This is a genomic window from Cupriavidus sp. FW305-27, assembly GCF_058787995.1.
This window is the reverse complement of sequence record NZ_JBYTAG010000039.1, coordinates 14,199-34,384: the sequence shown is the minus strand read 5'-3', so window position 1 is coordinate 34,384 and position 20,186 is coordinate 14,199. Positions and strand designations below refer to the sequence as shown.

Annotated in this window: 18 protein-coding genes; 11 read left to right on the top strand and 7 right to left on the bottom strand. The window is 65.4% G+C overall.

Features of this window, described 5'->3' with window-relative positions; translation table 11 throughout:
* Positions 1 to 152: 152 nt before the first annotated feature.
* The 3 genes from AC3WRI_RS19355 to AC3WRI_RS19345 form a co-directional block, all read right to left on the bottom strand.
* On the bottom strand, positions 153 to 1,127 hold the full coding sequence (locus AC3WRI_RS19355) for a TetR/AcrR family transcriptional regulator (protein ID WP_492293829.1): 975 nt from the start codon (positions 1,125 to 1,127) through the stop codon (positions 153 to 155).
* 268 nt (positions 1,128 to 1,395) lie between these two features.
* Positions 1,396 to 2,991, bottom strand: coding sequence for a GMC family oxidoreductase (locus tag AC3WRI_RS19350; protein WP_492293827.1), 1,596 nt, complete (start codon positions 2,989 to 2,991; stop codon positions 1,396 to 1,398).
* 8 nt (positions 2,992 to 2,999) lie between these two features.
* Positions 3,000 to 3,605: a hypothetical protein gene (locus AC3WRI_RS19345; protein WP_011616288.1), complete on the bottom strand. Its 606-nt coding sequence runs from the start codon at positions 3,603 to 3,605 to the stop codon at positions 3,000 to 3,002.
* A 115-nt stretch (positions 3,606 to 3,720) separates the two neighbouring features.
* Here AC3WRI_RS19345 and AC3WRI_RS19340 point away from each other — a divergent pair, with 115 nt between their 5' ends.
* The 6 genes from AC3WRI_RS19340 (at position 3,721) to AC3WRI_RS19315 (ending at position 9,620) form a co-directional block, all read left to right on the top strand.
* Positions 3,721 to 4,794: an AraC family transcriptional regulator gene (locus AC3WRI_RS19340; protein WP_011616289.1), complete on the top strand. Its 1,074-nt coding sequence runs from the start codon at positions 3,721 to 3,723 to the stop codon at positions 4,792 to 4,794.
* 256 nt (positions 4,795 to 5,050) lie between these two features.
* Positions 5,051 to 6,625, top strand: a complete 1,575-nt coding sequence (locus tag AC3WRI_RS19335; RefSeq protein ID WP_492293825.1) for a flavin-containing monooxygenase — start codon at positions 5,051 to 5,053, stop codon at positions 6,623 to 6,625.
* 61 nt (positions 6,626 to 6,686) lie between these two features.
* Positions 6,687 to 7,577: an SDR family NAD(P)-dependent oxidoreductase gene (locus AC3WRI_RS19330; RefSeq protein WP_492293823.1), complete on the top strand. Its 891-nt coding sequence runs from the start codon at positions 6,687 to 6,689 to the stop codon at positions 7,575 to 7,577.
* Positions 7,574 to 8,536 carry an alpha/beta fold hydrolase gene (locus tag AC3WRI_RS19325; protein ID WP_211980480.1) on the top strand — a complete coding sequence of 321 codons (963 nt, stop codon included), beginning with the start codon at positions 7,574 to 7,576 and terminating at the stop codon, positions 8,534 to 8,536. Before AC3WRI_RS19330 ends, AC3WRI_RS19325 begins: the two co-directional genes overlap by 4 nt.
* A gap of 47 nt (positions 8,537 to 8,583) precedes the next feature.
* Positions 8,584 to 9,459, top strand: coding sequence for a metal-dependent hydrolase (locus AC3WRI_RS19320; RefSeq protein ID WP_011616293.1), 876 nt, complete (start codon positions 8,584 to 8,586; stop codon positions 9,457 to 9,459).
* Positions 9,456 to 9,620: a rubredoxin gene (locus AC3WRI_RS19315; protein WP_035817912.1), complete on the top strand. Its 165-nt coding sequence runs from the start codon at positions 9,456 to 9,458 to the stop codon at positions 9,618 to 9,620. The genes AC3WRI_RS19320 and AC3WRI_RS19315 overlap by 4 nt, the downstream gene beginning before the upstream one ends.
* A gap of 107 nt (positions 9,621 to 9,727) precedes the next feature.
* Here the strand turns inward: AC3WRI_RS19315 and yidC are convergent, their stop codons facing one another.
* The 4 genes from yidC to rpmH all read right to left on the bottom strand — a co-directional run bounded on the left by yidC (position 9,728) and on the right by rpmH (position 12,444).
* On the bottom strand, positions 9,728 to 11,395 hold the full coding sequence (gene yidC, locus AC3WRI_RS19310) for a membrane protein insertase YidC (RefSeq protein ID WP_011616294.1): 1,668 nt from the start codon (positions 11,393 to 11,395) through the stop codon (positions 9,728 to 9,730).
* Between the two features lie 21 nt (positions 11,396 to 11,416).
* A complete protein-coding gene (yidD, locus tag AC3WRI_RS19305) occupies positions 11,417 to 11,728 on the bottom strand; it encodes a membrane protein insertion efficiency factor YidD (protein ID WP_010811372.1) in 312 nt (103 codons plus the stop codon).
* Positions 11,729 to 11,738: 10 nt separating this feature from the next.
* Positions 11,739 to 12,176 (bottom strand): ribonuclease P protein component, encoded by a 438-nt coding sequence (gene rnpA, locus AC3WRI_RS19300; protein ID WP_136227835.1) that lies wholly within the window; start codon positions 12,174 to 12,176, stop codon positions 11,739 to 11,741.
* Positions 12,177 to 12,309: 133 nt separating this feature from the next.
* A complete protein-coding gene (rpmH, locus tag AC3WRI_RS19295) occupies positions 12,310 to 12,444 on the bottom strand; it encodes a 50S ribosomal protein L34 (protein WP_008650850.1) in 135 nt (44 codons plus the stop codon).
* A gap of 816 nt (positions 12,445 to 13,260) precedes the next feature.
* Between rpmH and dnaA the strand changes: the two genes are divergently transcribed.
* The 5 genes from dnaA (at position 13,261) to AC3WRI_RS19270 (ending at position 20,164) form a co-directional block, all read left to right on the top strand.
* On the top strand, positions 13,261 to 15,018 hold the full coding sequence (gene dnaA / locus AC3WRI_RS19290) for a chromosomal replication initiator protein DnaA (RefSeq protein ID WP_492293821.1): 1,758 nt from the start codon (positions 13,261 to 13,263) through the stop codon (positions 15,016 to 15,018).
* Positions 15,019 to 15,385: 367 nt separating this feature from the next.
* Complete coding sequence (gene dnaN / locus AC3WRI_RS19285) at positions 15,386 to 16,501, top strand: DNA polymerase III subunit beta (RefSeq protein WP_010811375.1); 1,116 nt, start codon at positions 15,386 to 15,388, stop codon at positions 16,499 to 16,501.
* Positions 16,502 to 16,730: 229 nt separating this feature from the next.
* Positions 16,731 to 19,256 carry a DNA topoisomerase (ATP-hydrolyzing) subunit B gene (gene gyrB / locus AC3WRI_RS19280; RefSeq protein ID WP_492293819.1) on the top strand — a complete coding sequence of 842 codons (2,526 nt, stop codon included), beginning with the start codon at positions 16,731 to 16,733 and terminating at the stop codon, positions 19,254 to 19,256.
* A gap of 202 nt (positions 19,257 to 19,458) precedes the next feature.
* The gene (locus tag AC3WRI_RS19275; RefSeq protein WP_492293817.1) at positions 19,459 to 19,761 is read left to right on the top strand and encodes a type II toxin-antitoxin system Phd/YefM family antitoxin; all 303 of its coding nucleotides are present in this window, start codon (positions 19,459 to 19,461) and stop codon (positions 19,759 to 19,761) included.
* A 16-nt stretch (positions 19,762 to 19,777) separates the two neighbouring features.
* Positions 19,778 to 20,164 (top strand): type II toxin-antitoxin system RelE/ParE family toxin, encoded by a 387-nt coding sequence (locus AC3WRI_RS19270; RefSeq protein WP_492293815.1) that lies wholly within the window; start codon positions 19,778 to 19,780, stop codon positions 20,162 to 20,164.
* Positions 20,165 to 20,186: the final 22 nt, after the last annotated feature.

The following is a 20,186-nucleotide window of genomic DNA, read 5'->3' as shown; positions in this document are numbered from 1 at the left end:
CGAACGGGGCCACCGCCGCGCCCTTGGAAAATCCGATAAGGCGCACGGGGTCCGCGGGGCCTGTGCGTGGCCTCGCTGGATGGATCGACGGTTCAGTTTTTGCGTGAGGGCGGTGGCGCCGGCCCGGAGGTAACCGGGTGCGGCGCGCGCCGCTATGTCCTGGTGCGCATTCGCATCCAGTCATCCAGCGGGTTGCTGGGGAAGCTCACGGTTTGCTCGCGCGCGCGGACCGGCATGCTGGTCACGGCTGAGCGTTTGGTGCCCTCATTGCGCACGGTGCGTGCGCTGATGCAGGCCTTGCCGAGGGCGGCGGCGGTCTGGCTGGCCGCATCGCCCATGGTTGCCGCCATCGCGGCGCAACTGGCACTCAGTTCATCGGCAGACTGCGCCGCGGCCAGCCTGCTGGCGCGCTCCCTGGCCTGCTGCTGCTCGCCAAGCTCGAACACCGACTGCAGGGCCGAGAAGTCGTCCGCACTGGGTTGCGCCACGTTCAGCACGGCTTCCACCATGGCGGTGAGCTGGGCCAGCACGTGCGCATCGCTCATCTGCCGGCCCTGCGTGAACACCGGCAGCAGGCTGGTGAGCTCTTCGCCGGCCAGCACGCCGGCCAGTGCCTTGAGCGCAAACTGCAGGCGCCAGCCGAGCTCATGCCGCGGCAGCGCCGGAATGGCGCGCGAGAAGGCGTCGAAGAAGCGCCCGTACACCGGGGCGTAGTGCTCCAGCAGGTATTGCTGGATAAAGGGCGAGGTATCCGAATACACGCGCCCGAGCAGCCGCAGGAACGACGGCCCGCCCACCGACGGGTCGCGTGCCATTTGCAGCGCGGGCACGAACAGCGCGCCCATCACGTGCTCGCAGCGGATGCTGTTGCCGGGCCAGCGCGCTTCGCACGCATCAAGCAGCGCCAGGCGCCGCGCGTTGAGCGGATCCAGCCGCCGGCTCAGCACGGCGTGCATCATGATGTCTTTGCTGCGGAAGTGGTAGTTCACGGCGGCCAGGTTGACGATGGCGCGCGACGTGACCTGCCTGAGCGAGGTGGCTTCATAGCCGACCTCGGTAAACAACTTTTCCGTGGCGTCGAGAATCCGGGCCTTGGTGTCTCCTGCCGAGCTTTTGCCGGTCTTCATGGGGGCGTCTCTCTTCGTTGCTGCCTTAAACCCCTTAGCAATTTGCTACGCTGTTCCGCTCCCTGCTCTGACGGCATACGGATGCTTGAAACAGCTGTACGAAGCCTATCCACCGCTTCGAGCGTTTCACAAGACCTGAATTGGAGTGGACATTCTAATTGCGCCACTGGTGTGGGGAATCGCACAACAATGTCGCCGGCAACCTGCATGAAGCAGGCATGCCGGATGCCTGCAATGCAGGACATTGCAGGCTTGCGCGGCCAATACCTCATGACGTGAGGCTCCGTGCCAGCGCGTGCGCATTCTGCGCCGTCAGCGCGAACACCGACAATTGGGGATTGGCCCCCACGCTGGTCGGGAACACCGAGCCGTCGAACACCGACAGGTTGGCCAGCTGGTGGTGGTTGCCATGGCTGTCCACCACGCCGCCGCGCGCATCGTCGCTCATGCCGCAGCCGCCCATCAGGTGCGCGGTGAACAGTGCGGTGCGGAACGGCTTGAGCGGCAGCTGCGCGATGGCGTCGCGCGCCTCGGGCCAGCTGCGGTACTCGGCGGCGTCCAGGTGGGCGGGCCGCACCCGCTCCGCGCCGGCGGCAAACTGCGCCTGCGCCATGCTCAGCCACGCGCGCCGCACGCCGTCCCAGGCGTAGTCGCTCATCTCATAGTCCAGCAGCGGGCTGCCGTCGGGCGCCAGCCGCACGCGCCCGCCCGCGCTCGCTGGCACGAAGCCGTCGCGCAGCAGTGCCAGCATGGCGTTGGTATGGGGCAGTTGCGCCATGTCGCGGCGCAGCGCCTCGCCCACGCCGTTGACCACGCCCGCGCTGATGCCGGGGAACAGCGGCGGCACCTCCAGCTTGTAGCCCATCGGCCCGGTCGCACCGTCCTTCCACTGGAAGTGGTCGGAAGCGATCGACTGCGGTGCGCCATAATAAGGATCAATGCGCTCCGGCATTTTTGCGATGCTGATATTCACCGGATGGATAAACGTGCGTAGTCCCAGCCGCTCATGAGGGTCCGGCACGCGCGAGCGCAGCAGCAGCGCCGGCGTGTTGATGGCGCCGCCGGCGGCGATGAAGTGCCTGGCCCGCACGATCACGCCGACGCCGGTGGGCGTGTAGCCATCGGCGCCCAGCGCCTCGCCGGTGACCGACTGCACGCGCTTGCCGTCATGGTCCAGCGTGCGCACACGCACGCGGTGCACCAGCGTCGCACCGCTGGCCAGTGCCGCGGGGATGGTCGATACCAGCATCGACTGCTTGGCATTGACCGGGCAGCCCAGCCCGCAATAGCCGGAGTTCCAGCAGCCCTTCACATTGCGCGGGATCACGTGCCATTCCCAGCCCAGCGTCTCGCAGCCGCGCTTGAGCACGTCGTTGTTGGGATTGGGCGCCATCGCCCATGGCGCGATGCCCAGGCGCTCTTCCACTTTCCTGAACCACGGCGCCATGTCGGCCTCGCTGTGGCCGGTGACGGCGTGATGCGTGGCCCAGTGCGCCAGCGTCTGCGGCGGCGTGCGGAAGCTCGACGACCAGTTGACCGTGGTGCTGCCGCCGACGGAGCGGCCCTGCAGGATGGCGATGGCGCCGTCGGCCGTGGTGCGGGCCGCGGCCTCCTGGTACAGCTCGCGATAGGCGCGGTTCTCGTCCATGTCGCGGAAGCTGTCCGAGGTGCGCAGCGCCCCCTCTTCCAGCAGCACCACGCGCAGGCCCGCGCGGCTGAGCGCCTCGGCGCTGATGCCGCCGCCCGCGCCGCTGCCGACGATGACGACGTCGGCATCGAGCGTGCGCGTGGTGGTGAAGGTGGCAGCGTCCAGTACCTTCCAGCCGGCGGCGATGCCGGCGTCGTAGAGATTGTCGATGGCCATGTCGGGGATCAGGCGTGCAGCGCCTTGTAGACGGCCGCGTTCGGGCCGGGATAGCCGCTGCCCGCCCATGCGGCCGGCAACACGTAGTAGCTCACGCTGATGAGCTTGACCAGCACCACCGCGCCGGCATTGAGCGTGGCCAGGCGGCTGGCGCGCCAGCGCGCCAGGAAGGCCTGCACCTGCGTGGGCGTGGCCGCGCTCCAGTCCTGGCGGATGCCGGTCAGCGCCCAGCGCAGCGGCATGCTGGCAAGCAGTCCGAACAGCTTGCGCAGCTCGGCTTGCGCGCCCGCGCCCATCGCGGCGCAGGTCGCGTCGATATTGCGCAGCGCGTCCTGCTCCAGGGCCGCGCGCCGCGGCGGCGGCGCTTCGGCCAGCTCGGTGACGATGGCCGGCAGCAGCGCGCGCAACATCGCCACGTCTTCCGGTCGCAGCCAGGTCATGCCGGCCTGCGGCGCGGGATGGGCCGATGAGCAGCCGGCCAGCGACGGCACCAGCGCGGTACAGGCCAGCGCGGCCGAGAAGCCGAGGCCGACTTTCAGGAAGCCGCGCCGCGTCAGCGCGTGCAGCGCCTCGGCATCGGCATCCGCACGGCGGTGTGGATGATTGGGGGCCATGTTGTCTCCTTGCGTCGGTCTCTTGTATTCAGGCGGGGGCAGGCCCGCATTGACGCTACCCGGAGTATGGATAAAGATCGGTGCCCGGTCTTGATCCCGCACGACAGGTGAATTGATGCCACGCGCCAACCAGCCCGACGGCGGTGCCAGTGGTACGCAAGCGGGCACCGCATTGGGCACCGTCTCGCTCGCCTACCTCCGCGCCGTGCTCGACCACGGCGCGCGCCAGGGCATTGCCCCGGCCGAACAGCTGCGCGCCGTCGGCGTGCCGCCCGAGCTGCTGCATGCCACCGGTGCGCAGACCGCCACGCGCATTCCCGGTGCCGCCTACCTGGCCCTGCTCGACTGGCTGGAGCAGGTCACCGGCGATCCCGATGTCGGCCTGCGCGCCGGCGCCGCCTTCGCGCCGCGCCACTATGCCGAGATGGGCTACGTGGTGCTGACCACGCCCACCGTGCGCGACGCCATCCTGCAAGGCATCCGCTATGAGGTGCTGGCCAACGATATCGGCGGCACCCGCCTGATCGAAACGCCGCATGCCGCCTGCATGACCTGGGAAGCCCGGCATGGCCCGCTGTCGCGCCATGCGCATGAGCTGCACATGGCAACCTGGGTGGTGTTCGCGCGCTGGCTGATCGGTGAGCAGCACGTGGCCACCCAGGTGGAATTCCCGCATCCCGCGCCCGCTGATACCCGCCTGCATGCCGAGGTGTTCGGCTGCCCCGTGGTCTTCAACGCCGCGCGCCATGCCATGCATATCGAACGGGCCTTGCTGGACCTGCCGTCGCTGCAGGCCGACGCGGGCATGCAGGCGCAGATGACGCGCATCGCCGATACCCAGCTGCAGCAGATCGCGCCGGCCGGGGCCGACGCCTTGGCGCAGGCGCGTGCCTATATCAGCGGGCGGCTGCCGCAGGGCGAACTGCCGATTGCCGACGTGGCCGCGCACCTGAGCCTGCCCGTGCGCACCCTGCAGCGGCGGCTGCAGGCGCAGGGCATCAGTTATTCACAGCTTGTGGATAACGTGCGGCGCGCGCTGGCGGAGCAGTATCTTGCCGATCCCGGCATCAGCCTGGCGCAGTGCGCGATGCGGCTCGGCTATTCCGAGCAGAGTGCCTTCACCCACGCCTTCAAGCGCTGGACCGGTGAAACGCCGCACGGCTGGCGCCGCAAGGGACAGGCCGCCTAGCGCCTGAATGTTGCGGCCACGCTTTCGTGATCCGCGAAGCCTGAAAAAAATCTCCCGGTTTCAAACACACGACCGAATCCCACGGCGCAAGCGCCTGCGGGGTGGCATCGCCTTGTTTTATGTGCGCGAAACGCCGCTGGAAATCCCCAAAAATTAGAACCATCCTTCAACTCACGGCATTGACCACCTGCCCTGCGCTTCCTACGATGACATCCATCAATGTCACAATAAACACTGTGAACGGTGAGGAGCGCCCATGAATGCACCCGCGGAGCTGCCGCAGCAGGCATCCCCTGCCCTTGAGCACACAGACATTGCCATCATCGGCAGTGGCTTTGCCGGCCTCGGCATGGCGATACAGCTGCGCGAACGCGGCGAGCGCAACTTCCTGATCTTCGAGAAGGCCGGCTCCGTCGGCGGCACCTGGCGCGACAACCACTACCCGGGCTGCGCCTGCGATGTGCAGTCGCACCTGTATTCCTTTTCATTCGCGCCGAACCCCGACTGGTCGCGCATGTTCTCGACCCAGCCGGAGATCCGCGCCTACCTGGAAGGCTGCACCGACCGCTTCGGCCTGCGCCCGCACCTGCGGCTGCACCATGAACTGCGCCACGCCGCCTGGGACGAGGCCGCGCAGGTGTGGCGCCTGGAGATGGCAGACGGCAAGGTGGTGCGGGCGCGCGTGCTGGTCTCCGGCATGGGCGGGCTGAGCCGGCCTTCCTACCCCAATATCCCGGGGCTGGATTCGTTCGAGGGCGAGTGCTTCCACTCGCAGCACTGGAACCACGCCTATGCGCTCGCCGGCAAGCGCGTGGCCGTGATCGGCACCGGCGCCAGCGCGATCCAGTTCGTGCCGCAGATCGCGCCCCAGGTGGCGCAGCTGGACCTGTACCAGCGCACCCCGCCGTGGATCATGCCCAAGCCGGACCGCGAGGTCAGCGCGACCGAGCGCTGGCTGTTCCGCCGCCTGCCGTTCACGCAGACGCTGGTGCGCACCGGCATCTACTGGATGCTGGAATCGCGCGTGCTGGGCTTCGTGCTGCATCCGAAGATCATGAAGGTGGTGGAGCGCGTCGCGCGCCGCCATCTGGCCAGGCAGGTGCGCGACCCCGCCTTGCGCGCAACGCTGACGCCGGACTACACCATCGGCTGCAAGCGCGTGCTGATCTCCAACGACTACTACCCGGCGCTGACGCGCGACAACGTGGACGTGGTCACCACCGGCATCGCCCGCGTTGAGCGCGACGCGGTGGTGCTGCGCGACGGCACGCGCCGGCCCGCCGACTGCATCATCCTGGGCACCGGCTTCCATGCCACCGACCCGCTGCCGCGCGGCGTGATCTCCGGCCTTGACGGCGTGGACCTGGTCGATGCCTGGCGCGACGGCGCGCAGGCCTACCTGGGCACCACCGTGGCGGGCTTCCCCAACCTGTTCTTCGTGGTCGGCCCCAATACCGGCCTGGGCCACAGCTCGATGGTGTTCATGATCGAGTCGCAGGTGGCCTACATCGCGGACGCCCTGCAGCAGATGCGCCGCGAAGGCGTGCAGGCGGTGGACGTGCGCGAGCCGGTGCAGCGCCGCTTCAACGAACGGCTGCAGGCGCGGCTGGGCCATGCGATCTGGTCCGCCGGCGGCTGCGCCAGCTGGTACATCGACCCGCGCAGCGGCCGCAACACCACGCTGTGGCCGGGCTTCACCTGGCAGTTCCGCCGCGCCACGGCGAGCTTTCGCATGACCGACTACGACCTGTACCCGGTGCGGCGCGCATTGCCGGACGACACCGCAATGCAGCCCGGGTCGGCCGATATCGCCACGGTCGCTGGTGCCTGACGCACACGCATTCCCCCTGGTTCACACCCAAAAGAACGACATCACCGGAAGGAGACCGGACATGAAGGACTTCCGCAACAAGGTTGCCGCGATCACCGGCGCCGGCTCGGGCATCGGCCGCGCGCTGGCGGTGGCGCTGGCACGGCAGGGCTGCCACCTGGCACTGTCAGACCGCAACGAGGCCGGGCTGGCGCAGACCGTGGCCCAGGCCATGGCCGCCGCACCGCAGGCCCGCATCACCCAGCACACCGTGGATGTGGCCGACCGCGCCGCGGTCTACGCGTGGGCCGCCGCGGCCGCCGAGGCCCACGGCCGCATCAACCTGATCTTCAACAACGCCGGCGTGGCGCTGTCCAGCACCGTCGAGGGCATGAGCTACGACGACCTGGAATGGATCATGGGCATCAACTTCTGGGGCGTGGTCTACGGCACCAAGGCCTTCCTGCCGTACCTGAAGGCCAGCGGCGACGGCCACGTGGTCAATACGTCGAGCATCTTCGGCATCTTCGCCCAGCCCGGCATGGGCGCCTACAACGCCAGCAAGTACGCGGTGCGCGGCTTCACCGAATCGCTGCGGCAGGAGCTGGACCTGATGGACTGCGGCGTGTCGGCCACCACCGTGCACCCGGGCGGCATCAAGACTAATATCGCCCAGGCCAGCCGCGTGTCATCCAGCGTCAACGGCTTCCTGGTGCGCGACGCGCAGCACGGCAAGGATGAGTTCGAGAAATTCTTCATTACCTCGCCCGACAAGGCCGCGCGCGTGATCCTGGAAGGCGTGCGCCGCAACCGCCGGCGCGTGCTGATCGGACCCGACGCCTACGCCGCCGATGCCATGGCGCGGCTGCTGCCCGCCGCCTACCAGTCGCTGGTGGTGCGCGAGACGCGCCGCAAGCGCGATCTGGGCCCGGTTGCGTCACCGGCCTCGGTCGGCCAGGGAGAGCGCCCGTGAACCGGCTCGCGATCGAACAGGATGCTGCGCTGCTGGCGCCACCGGGGGCGCTGACGCGCTGGTTCGGGCAGGGCCGCGTAGGGCTGTTCAGCCTGTCGCGCGCCACGCTGGCGCAGCGCCATGCGCTGCCGGCCTCGCGCTGGGTGCGCGTGCTGGATGCGATGGTGCACTACACCGACGAAGGCCCCGCCGACGGCGAGACCCTGGTGCTGATCCACGGCTTCGGCGCTTCGCTGCATACGTGGCAGGGGATCGTGCCGGCGCTGGCGCAGCGCTATCGCGTGCTGCGGCTGGACCTCGCCCCGTTCGGGCTGACCGGGCCGCTGCGCGATGCGCGCGGCCGCATCGAAACCATGGACGTGCACCGCTACCGCGACTTCATCGATGCCTTCCTGGCCGCGGTGAACGTGCGCCGCGCCAGCATCATCGGCAACTCGCTGGGCGGGCTGATCGCGTGGGACCTGGCGGTGCGCCGGCCCGATGCGGTCGACAAGCTGGTGCTGATCGACGCCGCCGGCTTCCCGATGCGGCTGCCGATCTACATCGACCTGTTCCGCCATGCGCCGGTGCGCTGGTCGGCACCGTGGATGCTGCCGGAGTTCATCATCCGCGCCGCCACGCGCGACGTCTATGGCGATGCTTCACGCGTGCCGGAGTCCACCTTCCGCCGCTACGTCGATTTCTTCTACGCCGAAGGCAGCCGCGAGGCCGTCGGCAAGATGGTGCCCAGGCTCGACTTTGCCCAGCTTGACACCCACCTGCTCGGCAGCGTGCGCGCGCCCACGCTGGTGCTGTGGGGCGAGCGCGACCGCTGGATCCCGCCCGCGCACGCGCAGGCCTTCACCGAGCGCATCCCCGGCGCGCAGCTGCGCCGCTACGCGGGGCTTGGCCATGTGCCGATGGAAGAAGACCCGCAACGCGTGGCCGCAGACCTGCTGCCGTTCCTGGCCGCCCAATAAATCCCCGCCGGCGCAACACGCGCCGGCCGTCACCCAAGGAGACCGCCATGATGCCAGTCCGCCGCGACGTGCATCCCCACCTGCCGCCAGAACGCATCAGCGACTGGCACGAACGGGGCCGTCACGTCACCCATTTCATCAACGCGCTGTCGATCTTCTTCCCCGCCGGGGAGCGCTTCTTCATGGACAGCGTGCGCAACTACCGCGACCAGGTGAAAGACCCCGGACTGAGCCGCGCCATCGCCGGCTTTATCGGCCAGGAAGCGATGCACACGCGCGAGCACATCCTCTACAACCGGCTGATGGAAGACGCCGGCCTGCCCGCCGCGGCGCTGGACCGCTCGGTGTGGAAGCTGCTGGACCTGCTGCGCAAGATCCTGCCCAAGTCCTGGCAGCTGGCCCACACCATCGCGCTGGAGCACTACACCGCGATGCTGGCCGGCGGCCTGCTGCAGGATCAGCGCCACATGGGCGCGGCCTCTGAGACCGGCTACCGGCAGGTGTGGACCTGGCACGCACTGGAAGAAACCGAGCACAAGGCCGTGGCCTACGATGTCTGGAACACGGTGATGAAGCCCGGCCCCTACCGCTACTTCCTGCGCACCTTCACCATGCTGACCACCACGGTGACGTTCTGGGCCATGGTGTTCGTGTTCCACATCGCGCTGGTGATGGGCGACAAGGGCTGCCGCAACAAGCTGACCGGGTTTGGCGGCGTGCTGCGCTTTTTGTGGGCCTCGCCCGGCGTGCTGCCCAAGATGATCCCGGAATGGCTCAGCTACTTCCGCCCGGGCTTCCATCCGTGGGACGACGACAACCGCGCCGAGCTGGCGCGCATCGCCCCGCTGGTCGAAGAGATCGAAAACACCGCGCGCGCCGCCGGCGTCTCCACCCGTGCGCCCTCGCTGCGGGGGGCCGCATGACCATCTGGCAGTGCCGTATCTGTGGATTCGTTTATGAAGAAGCGCTCGGCATGCCCGAGCACGGGATCGCGCCCGGCACACCGTGGGGCGCGGTCCCGCTGGAGTGGAGCTGCCCGGACTGCGGCATGGCGAAAGCGGATTTCGACATGGTTGCGCTATAGGCGGGCGGTGATCAACGAGGGGTGATGGCTGTCAGCGCCCCGATCCATCAAACAAAAAGCCCGGCATCACTGCCGGGCTTTCTTGCTTACCGCAACCTGCAACAGCTTCAGCTCTTCGCCACCACTGCCGCCTTGCCCTTGCCGAGCATGCGGTTGATCTGCCATTGCTGGGCGATCGACAGGATGTTGTTCACCACCCAGTACAGCACCAGGCCCGCCGGGAAGAAGAAGAACATCACCGAGAACACCAGCGGCATGATCATCATGACCTTGGCCTGCACCGGGTCCGGCGGGGTCGGGTTCAGCTTGGTCTGCACGAACATCGACACGGCCATCACGATCGGCAGAATGTAGAACGGATCCGGCACCGACAGGTCATGGATCCAGCCCAGCCACGGCGCGCCGCGCATTTCCACCGACGACAGCAGCACCCAGTACAGCGCGATGAACACCGGGATCTGGATCACGATGGGCAGGCAGCCGCCGAGCGGGTTGACCTTCTCGGTCTTGTACAGCCCCATCATCTCCTGGTTCATCTTCTGCGGGTCGTTCTTGTAACGCTCGCGGATCGACGTCATGCGCGGCTGCAGGTCCTTCATCTTGCCCATGGACTTGTAGCTCGCCGCCGACAGCGGGAAGAACACCAGCTTGATCAGCACCGTCAGCGCGATGATCGACCAGCCCCAGTTGCCCAGGAAGCCGTGCAGCTTCTCCAGCAGCCAGAACAGCGGCTTGGCCAGGATGGTCAGCCAGCCATAGTCCTTCACCAGCTCCAGGCCCGGGGCGATCTTCTCGAGCATGTGCTCTTCCTGCGGGCCGGCGAACAGGCGTGCATCGGTGGTCACCGTGGCGCCCGGGGCCAGTTCACCCAGCGGCTGCTGCACGCCCACGCGGTACAGGTGCGGATCGATCTGCTGGACGTAGAAGCTGTGCTCCTTGCCGGTCTGCGGGATCCAGGCCGAGGCAAAGTAATGCTGCACCATCGCCACCCAGCCATTGTTGGCGGCGGCCGGCACGGTGGCCTTGCCCTTGGCGATGTCTTCGAAGTCGATCTTGTGGTACTTGTCGGCGTCGGTGTAGACGGCCGGGCCGGTGAAGGTGCTGTAGAACTGCGACTGCTCGACCTTGCTGCCGTCGCGCGCCAGTTCCAGGTACAGCGTCGGCGAGACCGGCGCGGCACCCGCGTTGGTCACCGCGAACTTGGTGTCGACCACATAGCTGCCCTTGCGGAACACATAGGTCTTGACCAGCTTCACGCCGTTCTTCTCAGCGGTCAGCGCCACTTCCAGCTGCTCGGCGCCGTCCAGCGTGCGCGGGCCCGGGGCGGCGGTGAACACCGTGGTGTGGTTGGGCAGGTCGCCGCCGATCAGGCCCGAGCGTGCCATGTAGGTGCGCACGTTGTCACGCTCGAACAGCACCACCGGCTTGCCGTCCTTCTCATGCTCCTTGAGCAGCTCCAGGCGCGACACGATGCCGCCGGCGGTGTCGATCTCGGCGCGCACCGTGTCGGTGGTCACCACGACCTTCTCGCCGGTGGGCTGGGCCGCGGCCTGCGGCGCGGCCGGGGCAGCGGTACCCGCTGCGCCTGGCGCCACGTTGGCCTTGGGCACGTCGCCCTGCGCGGCAGCGCCGCTGGCGGCGGGCGCCGAGGCGGCCTGTTGGGTCGTGCTCGGGAAGAACATCGACGCATGGCCTTGGGAGCGCTGCCAGTTGTCGTAGAGCAGCACGAGGGACATCGAGAAGATGACCCAGAGGATGGTGCGTTTGATATCCATGTCTGGCTGTGGTCGGAGAAATCAGGGTCTGGGCAGACGGATCGCAACAGGCGCATGGCCCGCGGCGGCATGGACGGAACGGCCCGCGTGGGTGTCCGGCCTGGCAGTGTCGTCAGCTTCCGTGCCCGGCACGGGATCATACCCGCCTTGGGCGAAAGGATGGCAGCGGCACAGCCGGCAGGCGGCCATCCAGCTGCCGCGCGCGGCGCCGTGATGGATGACGGCGTCGCGGGCGTAGTCGGAACAGGTCGGCAGGAAGCGGCAACGCGAGCCCAGGTAAGGACTCAGGGCGATCTTGTAGATACGCAGCAGGGCTAGCAGGATCGGCTTCATGGCGGGGTGGTCAGGCTGGAAGGCCCGGTGCCTGGCTGGGTGGCGCAGGCGGAGCGGGGTTTGCCGCCGGCGGTGGCGGCAGCGGCCTGGCGGCAATTTCCAGCAAGCTGGTGATTTCCGCCAGGCACGCCTGTCTGACCGCCGCGCGCGTCGCAAATTCCGCGCGCGGGAACCTGGCTTGCAGGCGCAGCAGTACGTCGCGCCCGGCCAGGTGCTCACGGCGCTGGCGGAACAGCTCGCGCGCCATGCGCTTCACCAGGTTGCGCTCAGCGGCGCGCGGCGCGAACTTCTTGCCCACCACCACGCCAAGGCGGCCTTCCGGCCGGTCATTGGCGCGCACATAGAGCACGAAATGCGGGCTGCGACGCCGGGGCCGCAAAGCAAAAACGGATGAAAACTCATCCGTCTTTGTCAGCCTTGCGGCTTTGGGGAAGGCATGGGCAGACACGCTGGGCAATGCTGGCGAGAGATACTGCTGACTAACTAGCTGAGCCCTGCGGCAAGCTGCCGGCCGTCCCTGAGGTGAGGCGTCAGGCCATGACGGCAACGCAGTGCGCGCCGTCATACCAGTCGCCCCGGCCTCAGATGGCCAGGCGCTTGCGGCCCTTGGCGCGGCGTGCGTTGATGACGGCACGGCCGCCGCGGGTCTTCATGCGGACACGGAAGCCGTGGGTACGCTTGCGGCGGGTAACGGAAGGTTGGTAGGTACGTTTCATGTTGCACTCTCTGGTTGATCTGGGCGCGCCTGACACCGGCCGGTGCCGGGGTGCCGTGGCCGCCGCGTATGGTTCGCATGGGGCTGCCGCTGGCAAGACACTGCAGCGGGATTGCCGACGATTCTGGTTCTGTCTTGCTGCCGGCCGTGTTTATGCATGTGCAGGTCGCTAACCTGTTAGCAAGGACGGCACGAACAGGCCAGACCCGGCGATGCGCATACGTGATCCCCTGCCGCATCGCAGAACCCGGCATTTAACCGATTTTCTGCGGCAATGTCAAGGCGCAAGACTATGTGCACCGGCACAATTGCCACACCCGTCTGTGGCCCGTGGTGCGCCATTGTCCACAAAGGCCAGTGGGTAACTGCAAGTGTCCCGAGGGCCACCTCTACCGCATCCATCCACAGGCGAAGTCCCTGTTTTGCCTGAGATTTCCCCCGTTTCCACACCCCGGAAAGCCGCATCGCACCAAGGGTTGTGCACACAAATCCACTGCATTTGCACAAGTTATCCACAGACTTATCCTTTGTGGATAACTCAGGGGCGGGGGTACAATCCGGGTCCAAACACAACACGGGCTGCGTGGCGCAGGCGCAACCCGGGCCCCCACCGCGGCAACGCATGACTGAACGCACGCCAGTGCGGCGAGCCTGAAGGCTCGCTTGCTGCTGCATTGGCATGCCGCGGAGGCCTCACCGAACGGAATTGATTCCTAATACGGTAAGGATGGCCCGGATCGCGCGGCGTAGATGCTGCTTGTGGCGTGCCGGGGGAACCGCTGATTTGCGGCCGGGTACGATTACCAAAAAACAAACAATGCAAGATTTCTGGCAGGCGGCAGCAGCGCAACTAGAGCGCGAGCTGACGCCGCAACAGTTCAAAACGTGGATCAAGCCGCTGGCGCCCGTTGCGTTCGATGAAGAAACGCACGCGCTGCGCATTGCCGCGCCCAACCGTTTCAAGCTGGACTGGGTCAAGAGCCAGTTTTCGGGGCGCATCACCGCACTGGCCTGCGAGTACTGGGAGGCGCAGGTCAGCGTCCAGTTCGTGCTGGATCCCGCCGCGTCGGGCCGTGCCGCTGCCTATATGCAGCCGGCCCAGCCCGGCATGGGCCCGGGCGGCATGGACGGCCACGCAGCACCGGGTACGGGCATGGGCGGCTATCCCGGCGCCCAGCCGATGGGCGGCCAGGCCATGGGCCAGCCGCCGTTCGCCATGCCCGGCCAGCAGCCCGGCTATGGCTATGGCGAGCCGGTCAGCCCGGCCGGCTACGGCATGGGGCAACCGCCCTATGGCAATCCGGGCAATCCGGCCGGCATGCCGTCCGCCGCACCGGTCCCGGCCGGTGCGCGCGGCCAGCCCCACCCTGGCCAGCACGGCCACCAGCCGCACGGCGCCGACATGGGTGAGATCGACGTGGTCCAGATGGACCCCGCCGAAGCCAGCGCCCGCTCCTACCGCGCGCCGCCGCAGCAACCCCAGCAGCAGCCGCACCAGCAGATGGGCGGCGCCACGCCGATGCCCGGCCACCAGCCCAGCGACACGGTGCATGAGCGCTCGCGCCTGAACCCGATCCTGACCTTTGACAACTTCGTCACTGGTAAAGCCAACCAGCTGGCCCGCGCCGCGGCCATCCAGGTGGCCAACAACCCGGGCAAGTCGTACAACCCGCTGTATCTCTATGGCGGCGTGGGCCTCGGCAAGACTCACCTGATCCACGCCATCGGCAACTTCATGTTGCTGGAGAACCCGCGCGCGCGCATCCGCTACATCCACGCCGAGCAGTACGTGTCCGACGTGGTCAAGGCGTACCAGCGCAAGGCGTTCGACGAGTTCAAGCGCTACTATCACTCGCTGGACCTGCTGCTGATCGACGATATCCAGTTCTTCTCCGGCAAGAACCGCACGCAGGAAGAGTTCTTCTATGCCTTTGAGGCCCTGATTGCCAACCGGGCGCAGGTGATCATCACCAGCGATACCTATCCGAAAGAGATTTCCGGCATCGACGACCGCCTGATCTCGCGCTTCGACTCGGGCCTGACCGTGGCCATCGAGCCGCCCGAGCTGGAAATGCGCGTGGCCATTCTGATGAAGAAGGCCGCCGCAGAAAACGTCAACGTGCCCGAAGAGGTTGCCTTCTTTGTCGCCAAGCACCTGCGCTCAAACGTGCGTGAGCTGGAAGGCGCGCTGCGCAAGATCCTGGCGTTCAGCAACTTCCACGGCAAGGACATCACCATCGAGGTGACGCGCGAAGCGCTCAAGGACCTGCTGACTGTGCAGAACCGCCAGATCTCCGTGGAGAACATCCAGAAGACCTGCGCGGATTTCTACAACATCAAGGTCGCTGACATGTATTCGAAAAAGCGCCCTGCCAATATTGCACGGCCACGCCAGATTGCGATGTACCTGGCCAAGGAGCTGACGCAGAAGAGCCTGCCCGAAATCGGCGAGCTCTTTGGCGGCCGCGACCACACCACCGTGCTGCATGCCGTGCGCAAGATCGCCGACGAACGCAGCAAGGACGCGCAGCTCAACCATGAACTGCACGTGCTGGAGCAAACGCTCAAGGGCTGATGCATGGCCGATGCCCGGGGACCCCCGGGAAGGCGTTTTGAAGGGTCGGCCCCTCGGGGCTGGCATACTGTAGGGTGCGCGCCACGGACATCCCGTGGCGCCTGGGGAATTAACGTCAGCGTCGCCGGGGCAAGTGTCCGGAAAATGGCCACTGATAAGGCTTTGCGGTGAGTCGGGACGGGATGGCAAGTACGGGCAGCGCCAGCGTGGCTTTTTGGGCACAGCTGGCCCCCCGGCCGGTCCCGCCCCGCTTCACCGCAGCGGCTTATCCTTGGTACAATGGCATATTAACTCTTTGATTCCTAAGTGAATTCGGAGTTGTTTGCGTTCTGCGGTCGCCGATTACAAACGACGAAGGATAAATTCAATGCAATTGGTCAAAACCTCGCGAGACAACCTGCTGCGTCCGCTGCAAATCGTGAGCGGCATCGTGGAGCGCCGCCACACCCTCCCGATCCTGGCCAATCTGCTGATTCGCAAGTCCGGGTCCAACGTTTCCTTCCTCTCGACCGACATCGAGATCCAGATCACCACGCACGCCGAATGCGGCGTTGGCAGCGACAGCGTTGCCACCACCGTGGCCGCGCGCAAGCTGCTGGACATCCTGCGCGCCATGCCTGACGGCGACGTGGCCCTGTCGCTCAACGACAAGCGCATGACCGTGCAATCCGGCAAGAGCCGCTTCGCACTGCAGACGCTGGCCGCAGAGGAATTCCCGACCGTTGCCGAAGCCAGCGAATTCAACGCCAGCGTCAGCCTGCCGCAGAAGACCTTCAAGCACCTGCTGGCGATGGTCCACTTCGCCATGGCGCAGCAGGACATCCGCTACTACCTGAACGGCATGCTGCTGGTGGTGGAAGGCAAGAAGGTCATGGCAGTCGCCACCGACGGCCACCGCCTGGCGTACTGCGGCGTTGAGCTGGAAACCGAAGCCGTCGGCGTGGGCGCGCGCCAGGAAGTCATCATCCCGCGCAAGACCATCCTGGAACTGCAGCGCCTGCTGGAAGACAACGACGATCCGGTGCAGGTGCAACTGGCCGCCAACCAGGTCAAGTTCACGTTCGCCAATATCGAACTGATCTCCAAGCTGGTGGAAGGCAAGTTCCCTGACTTCCAGCGCGTGATTCCCAAGGGCTACAAGAACGCCTTCGCCATCGACCGCGTGCGGCTGCAGCAGGCGCTGCAACGCACCGCGATCCTGACGACCGACAAATTCAAGGGCGTGCGCTGCATCCTCGACACGCACATGCTCAAGATCAGCTCCACCAACGCCGACCAGGAAGAGGCGCAGGAAGAGCTGGAACTCGATTACTCGGGCGACGCGCTCGATATCGGCTTCAACGTGACCTACCTGCTTGACGTGCTTGCCAACCTGAAGAGCGAGCAGGTGCAGGTCAGCCTCGGCGACTCGAATTCGAGTGCGCTGATTACCGTGCCGGAAGACGACAACTTCAAGTACGTCGTCATGCCGATGCGCATCTGATGATCCGGTAACAGGACCAGACCAGACAAGAACCGGAGCAGCAAACGGCACGCAACGACACCCGGCCCAGGCCGGGAAGTCCTGGGGATGACCATCCCGCAGCGGGGGCAGGATCGAAACGACGATCCGCCCCTTTTGCCGTTTTTAGTAACCCGCCATGCGGACCATTTCGCGCCCCGCCGCTATGCCGGCCCGGCCCGAATTCCGCCATTGCCGTGAGTAGAAAGACATGACCGAACAGCAGAACCCGCAGCAGGAAAACACCTACGGAGCCTCTTCGATCCAGATCCTGGAAGGCCTGGAGGCGGTACGCAAGCGTCCGGGCATGTATATCGGTGATACCTCCGACGGCACCGGCCTGCACCACCTTGTCTTCGAGGTGCTGGACAACTCCATCGACGAAGCGCTGGCCGGCTACTGCACCGAAATCCAGGTCACCATCCACAGCGACAACTCGATCTCCATCGTCGACAACGGCCGCGGCATCCCGCCCCTGGTCAAGTTCGACGACAAGCACGAACCCAAGCGCAGCGCGGCGGAAATCGCCATGACCGAGCTGCACGCCGGCGGCAAGTTCAACCAGAACAGCTACAAGGTGTCTGGCGGCCTGCACGGCGTGGGCGTATCCTGCGTGAACGCACTGTCCAAGTGGCTGCGCCTGACCGTGCGCCGCGACGGCCAGGTCCACCTGATCGAATTCGCCAAGGGCGACGTGCAGAACCGCATCGTCGAGACCGTGAACGGCCCCGACGGCCAGCCCGTTGAAGTCTCGCCGATGAAGATCATCGGCGCCACCGACAAGCGCGGCACTGAAGTGCACTTCCTGGCCGACGAAGAGATCTTCACCAACGTCGAGTTCCACTACGAGATCCTCTCCAAGCGCATCCGCGAGCTCTCGTTCCTGAACAACGGCGTGCACATCAAGCTGGTCGACCAGCGCACCGGCAAGGAAGAAGACTTTGCCTTCTCCGGCGGCGTGAAGGGTTTTGTCGAGTACATCAACCGCTCCAAGAGCGTGCTGCACCCCACCATCTTCTACGCCAACACCGAAAAAGACGGTATCGCCGTGGAAGTGGCCATGCAGTGGAACGACGGCTACAACGAGCAGGTGCTCTGCTTCACCAACAACATCCCGCAGCGGGATGGCGGCACCCACCTGACCGGCCTGCGCGCCGCGATGACCCGCGTCATCAACAAGTACATTGAAGAAAACGAAGTCGCCAAGAAAGCCAAGGTGGAAACCACCGGCGACGACATGCGCGAAGGCCTGTCCTGCGTGCTCTCCGTCAAGGTGCCCGAGCCCAAGTTCAGCTCGCAGACCAAGGACAAGCTGGTCTCTTCCGAAGTGCGCCTGCCCGTGGAAGAACTCGTCGGCAAGGCCCTGAACGACTTCCTGCTGGAAACCCCGGGCGACGCCAAGATCATCTGCGGCAAGATCGTAGACGCCGCCCGCGCCCGCGAAGCCGCCCGCAAGGCCCGCGAAATGACGCGCCGCAAGGGCCTGATGGACGGCATGGGCCTGCCCGGCAAGCTGGCCGACTGCCAGGAAAAAGACCCCGCCCTGTCAGAACTCTTCCTGGTGGAGGGCGACTCCGCAGGCGGCTCCGCCAAGCAAGGCCGCGACCGTAAGTTCCAGGCCATCCTGCCCCTGAAGGGCAAGATCCTGAACGTCGAGCGCGCCCGCTTCGACAAGATGCTGTCCAGCCAGGAAGTGCTGACCCTGATCACCGCACTGGGCACCGGCATCGGCAAGGACGACTACAACCTGGACAAGCTGCGCTACCACCGCATCATCATCATGACCGATGCTGACGTGGACGGCTCGCACATCCGCACCCTGCTGCTGACGTTCTTCTACCGCCAGATGCCCGACATCATCGAGCGCGGCTACGTCTATATCGCGCAGCCGCCGCTGTACAAGATCAAGCATGGGAAGGAAGAGCGGTATATCAAGGATGATATCGAGCTCAATGCTTATCTGTTGAAGTTGGCGATGGAGAAGGCTGTGCTGGTGCGGCCGGATGGGTCGGAGATCAATGGCGATGCGCTGACTGAGTTGGCGCGGCAGTATCAGTTGACTGAGGGGGTGATTTCTCGCCTGTCACGCGTGGTTGATACCGACGCCCTGCGGGCGATTGCTGATGGGGTGGCGCTGGATCTGGACAGCGCGGCTGCTGCTGAGGCGTCTGCTGTGGCGCTGAAGGCCAAGTTGGCTGAGATGCATGCCAAGACGTTGATTGGGGCTGCCGTGAATGATGACGGTACCGCTGACGTTTATGCGCAGTTTGATGAGAAGACGGATAAGCATCGGTTGATGATTGCGCGTCGTCATCATGGGAACGTGCGGTTGTCGCATTTGGATGCGGATTTTGTTCATGGTGCGGACTACGCTGCTCTGTCCAACGCGGCCAAGACTTTCCAGGGCCTGACCCCGGAAGGCACAAAGGTGCAGCGTGGCGAAGGCGAAAAGCTGCGTGATCAGACTGTCAACGACTTCCACGGGGCCATGCAATGGCTGCTGGCTGAGGCTGAGCGTGGGGTTTCTCGACAGCGGTATAAGGGACTTGGTGAGATGAACCCGGAGCAGCTGTTTGAGACGACGCTTGACGTGACGCAACGACGTCTGCTTAAGGTGCAGATTGAGGATGCTATTGCTGCCGACCAGATCTTTACCACGCTGATGGGGGACGAGGTGGAGCCGCGGCGGAACTTTATTGAGAGTAATGCGTTGGTGGCGCGGAATATTGATGTTTGATTGCTTGTGTCGGATGACGCGGAAAGTGAAAACTGTGCCAAGTTGCTGAGAATTAGTGGCACGATTAATGAAATAAAAGCCACCTGAGGGTGGCTTTTATGCTTTTCTCGGGGGGCAACCTCGCCATGACCTTCGCCACCGGATCCATTGCTATATCATGTACGCTATTCTGTACAAATTGGCAGCCTATGGGGAGTAAGCCATGTCCATCTCAGCAAGCGATGTTATCTCGCTGTCCCAAGCTAGGGCCAATCTGTCTGAACTGGCCGACCAGGTAAAGGCCGGCGCCGAGAAAATCGTCACGAAGAACGGCGAAAGCTACGTTGCTATCATCGACGCGCAGCGCCTGGATTACTACCATCAGCTAGAGCGGGAACGTATCCACTTACTGTTGACCGCAGATGCCAGCAAGGGCTTGGCTGACGTGGCTGCCGACAACGTCAAAGAGGCTCGTCGCACCCTCTCCGTCCTCAAGCAGCGCCGGATCACCAGAACAGCCAACTAATTGTCCGATTCGCCCCGTGACAACCCGCTACACCGTCAAAGTCACCGCCAATTTTGAGCGCGATCTCGATGAAATCGAAGCGTTCCTGCGAGAAGCCGAAGCCAGCCAGGTCTTTGGCGCACTGCTGGACGAATTGACGGACACCGTTATCCCCAATCTCGAGCGATTTTCCTTTATGGCTGGGTCCTTTCTCGAACGCCCCATCCGCTCTGTGGAGACGAGCAACGGTATCGCTTGCCTGACCGAACAATTGAACGCCATTGCCAAAGGTAGCGAACTGCGCGAGTACGTATTGACGCACTACCTGCTGCTGTATGCGCAAATCAAAGGTACGGTACATCTGCTTTCGATCCGCCATCACCGACAGCTTTCGTTCGATCTAGCAAGTCACTGGCCAACCTGAGCAGATAGACCAAGGGAATAGC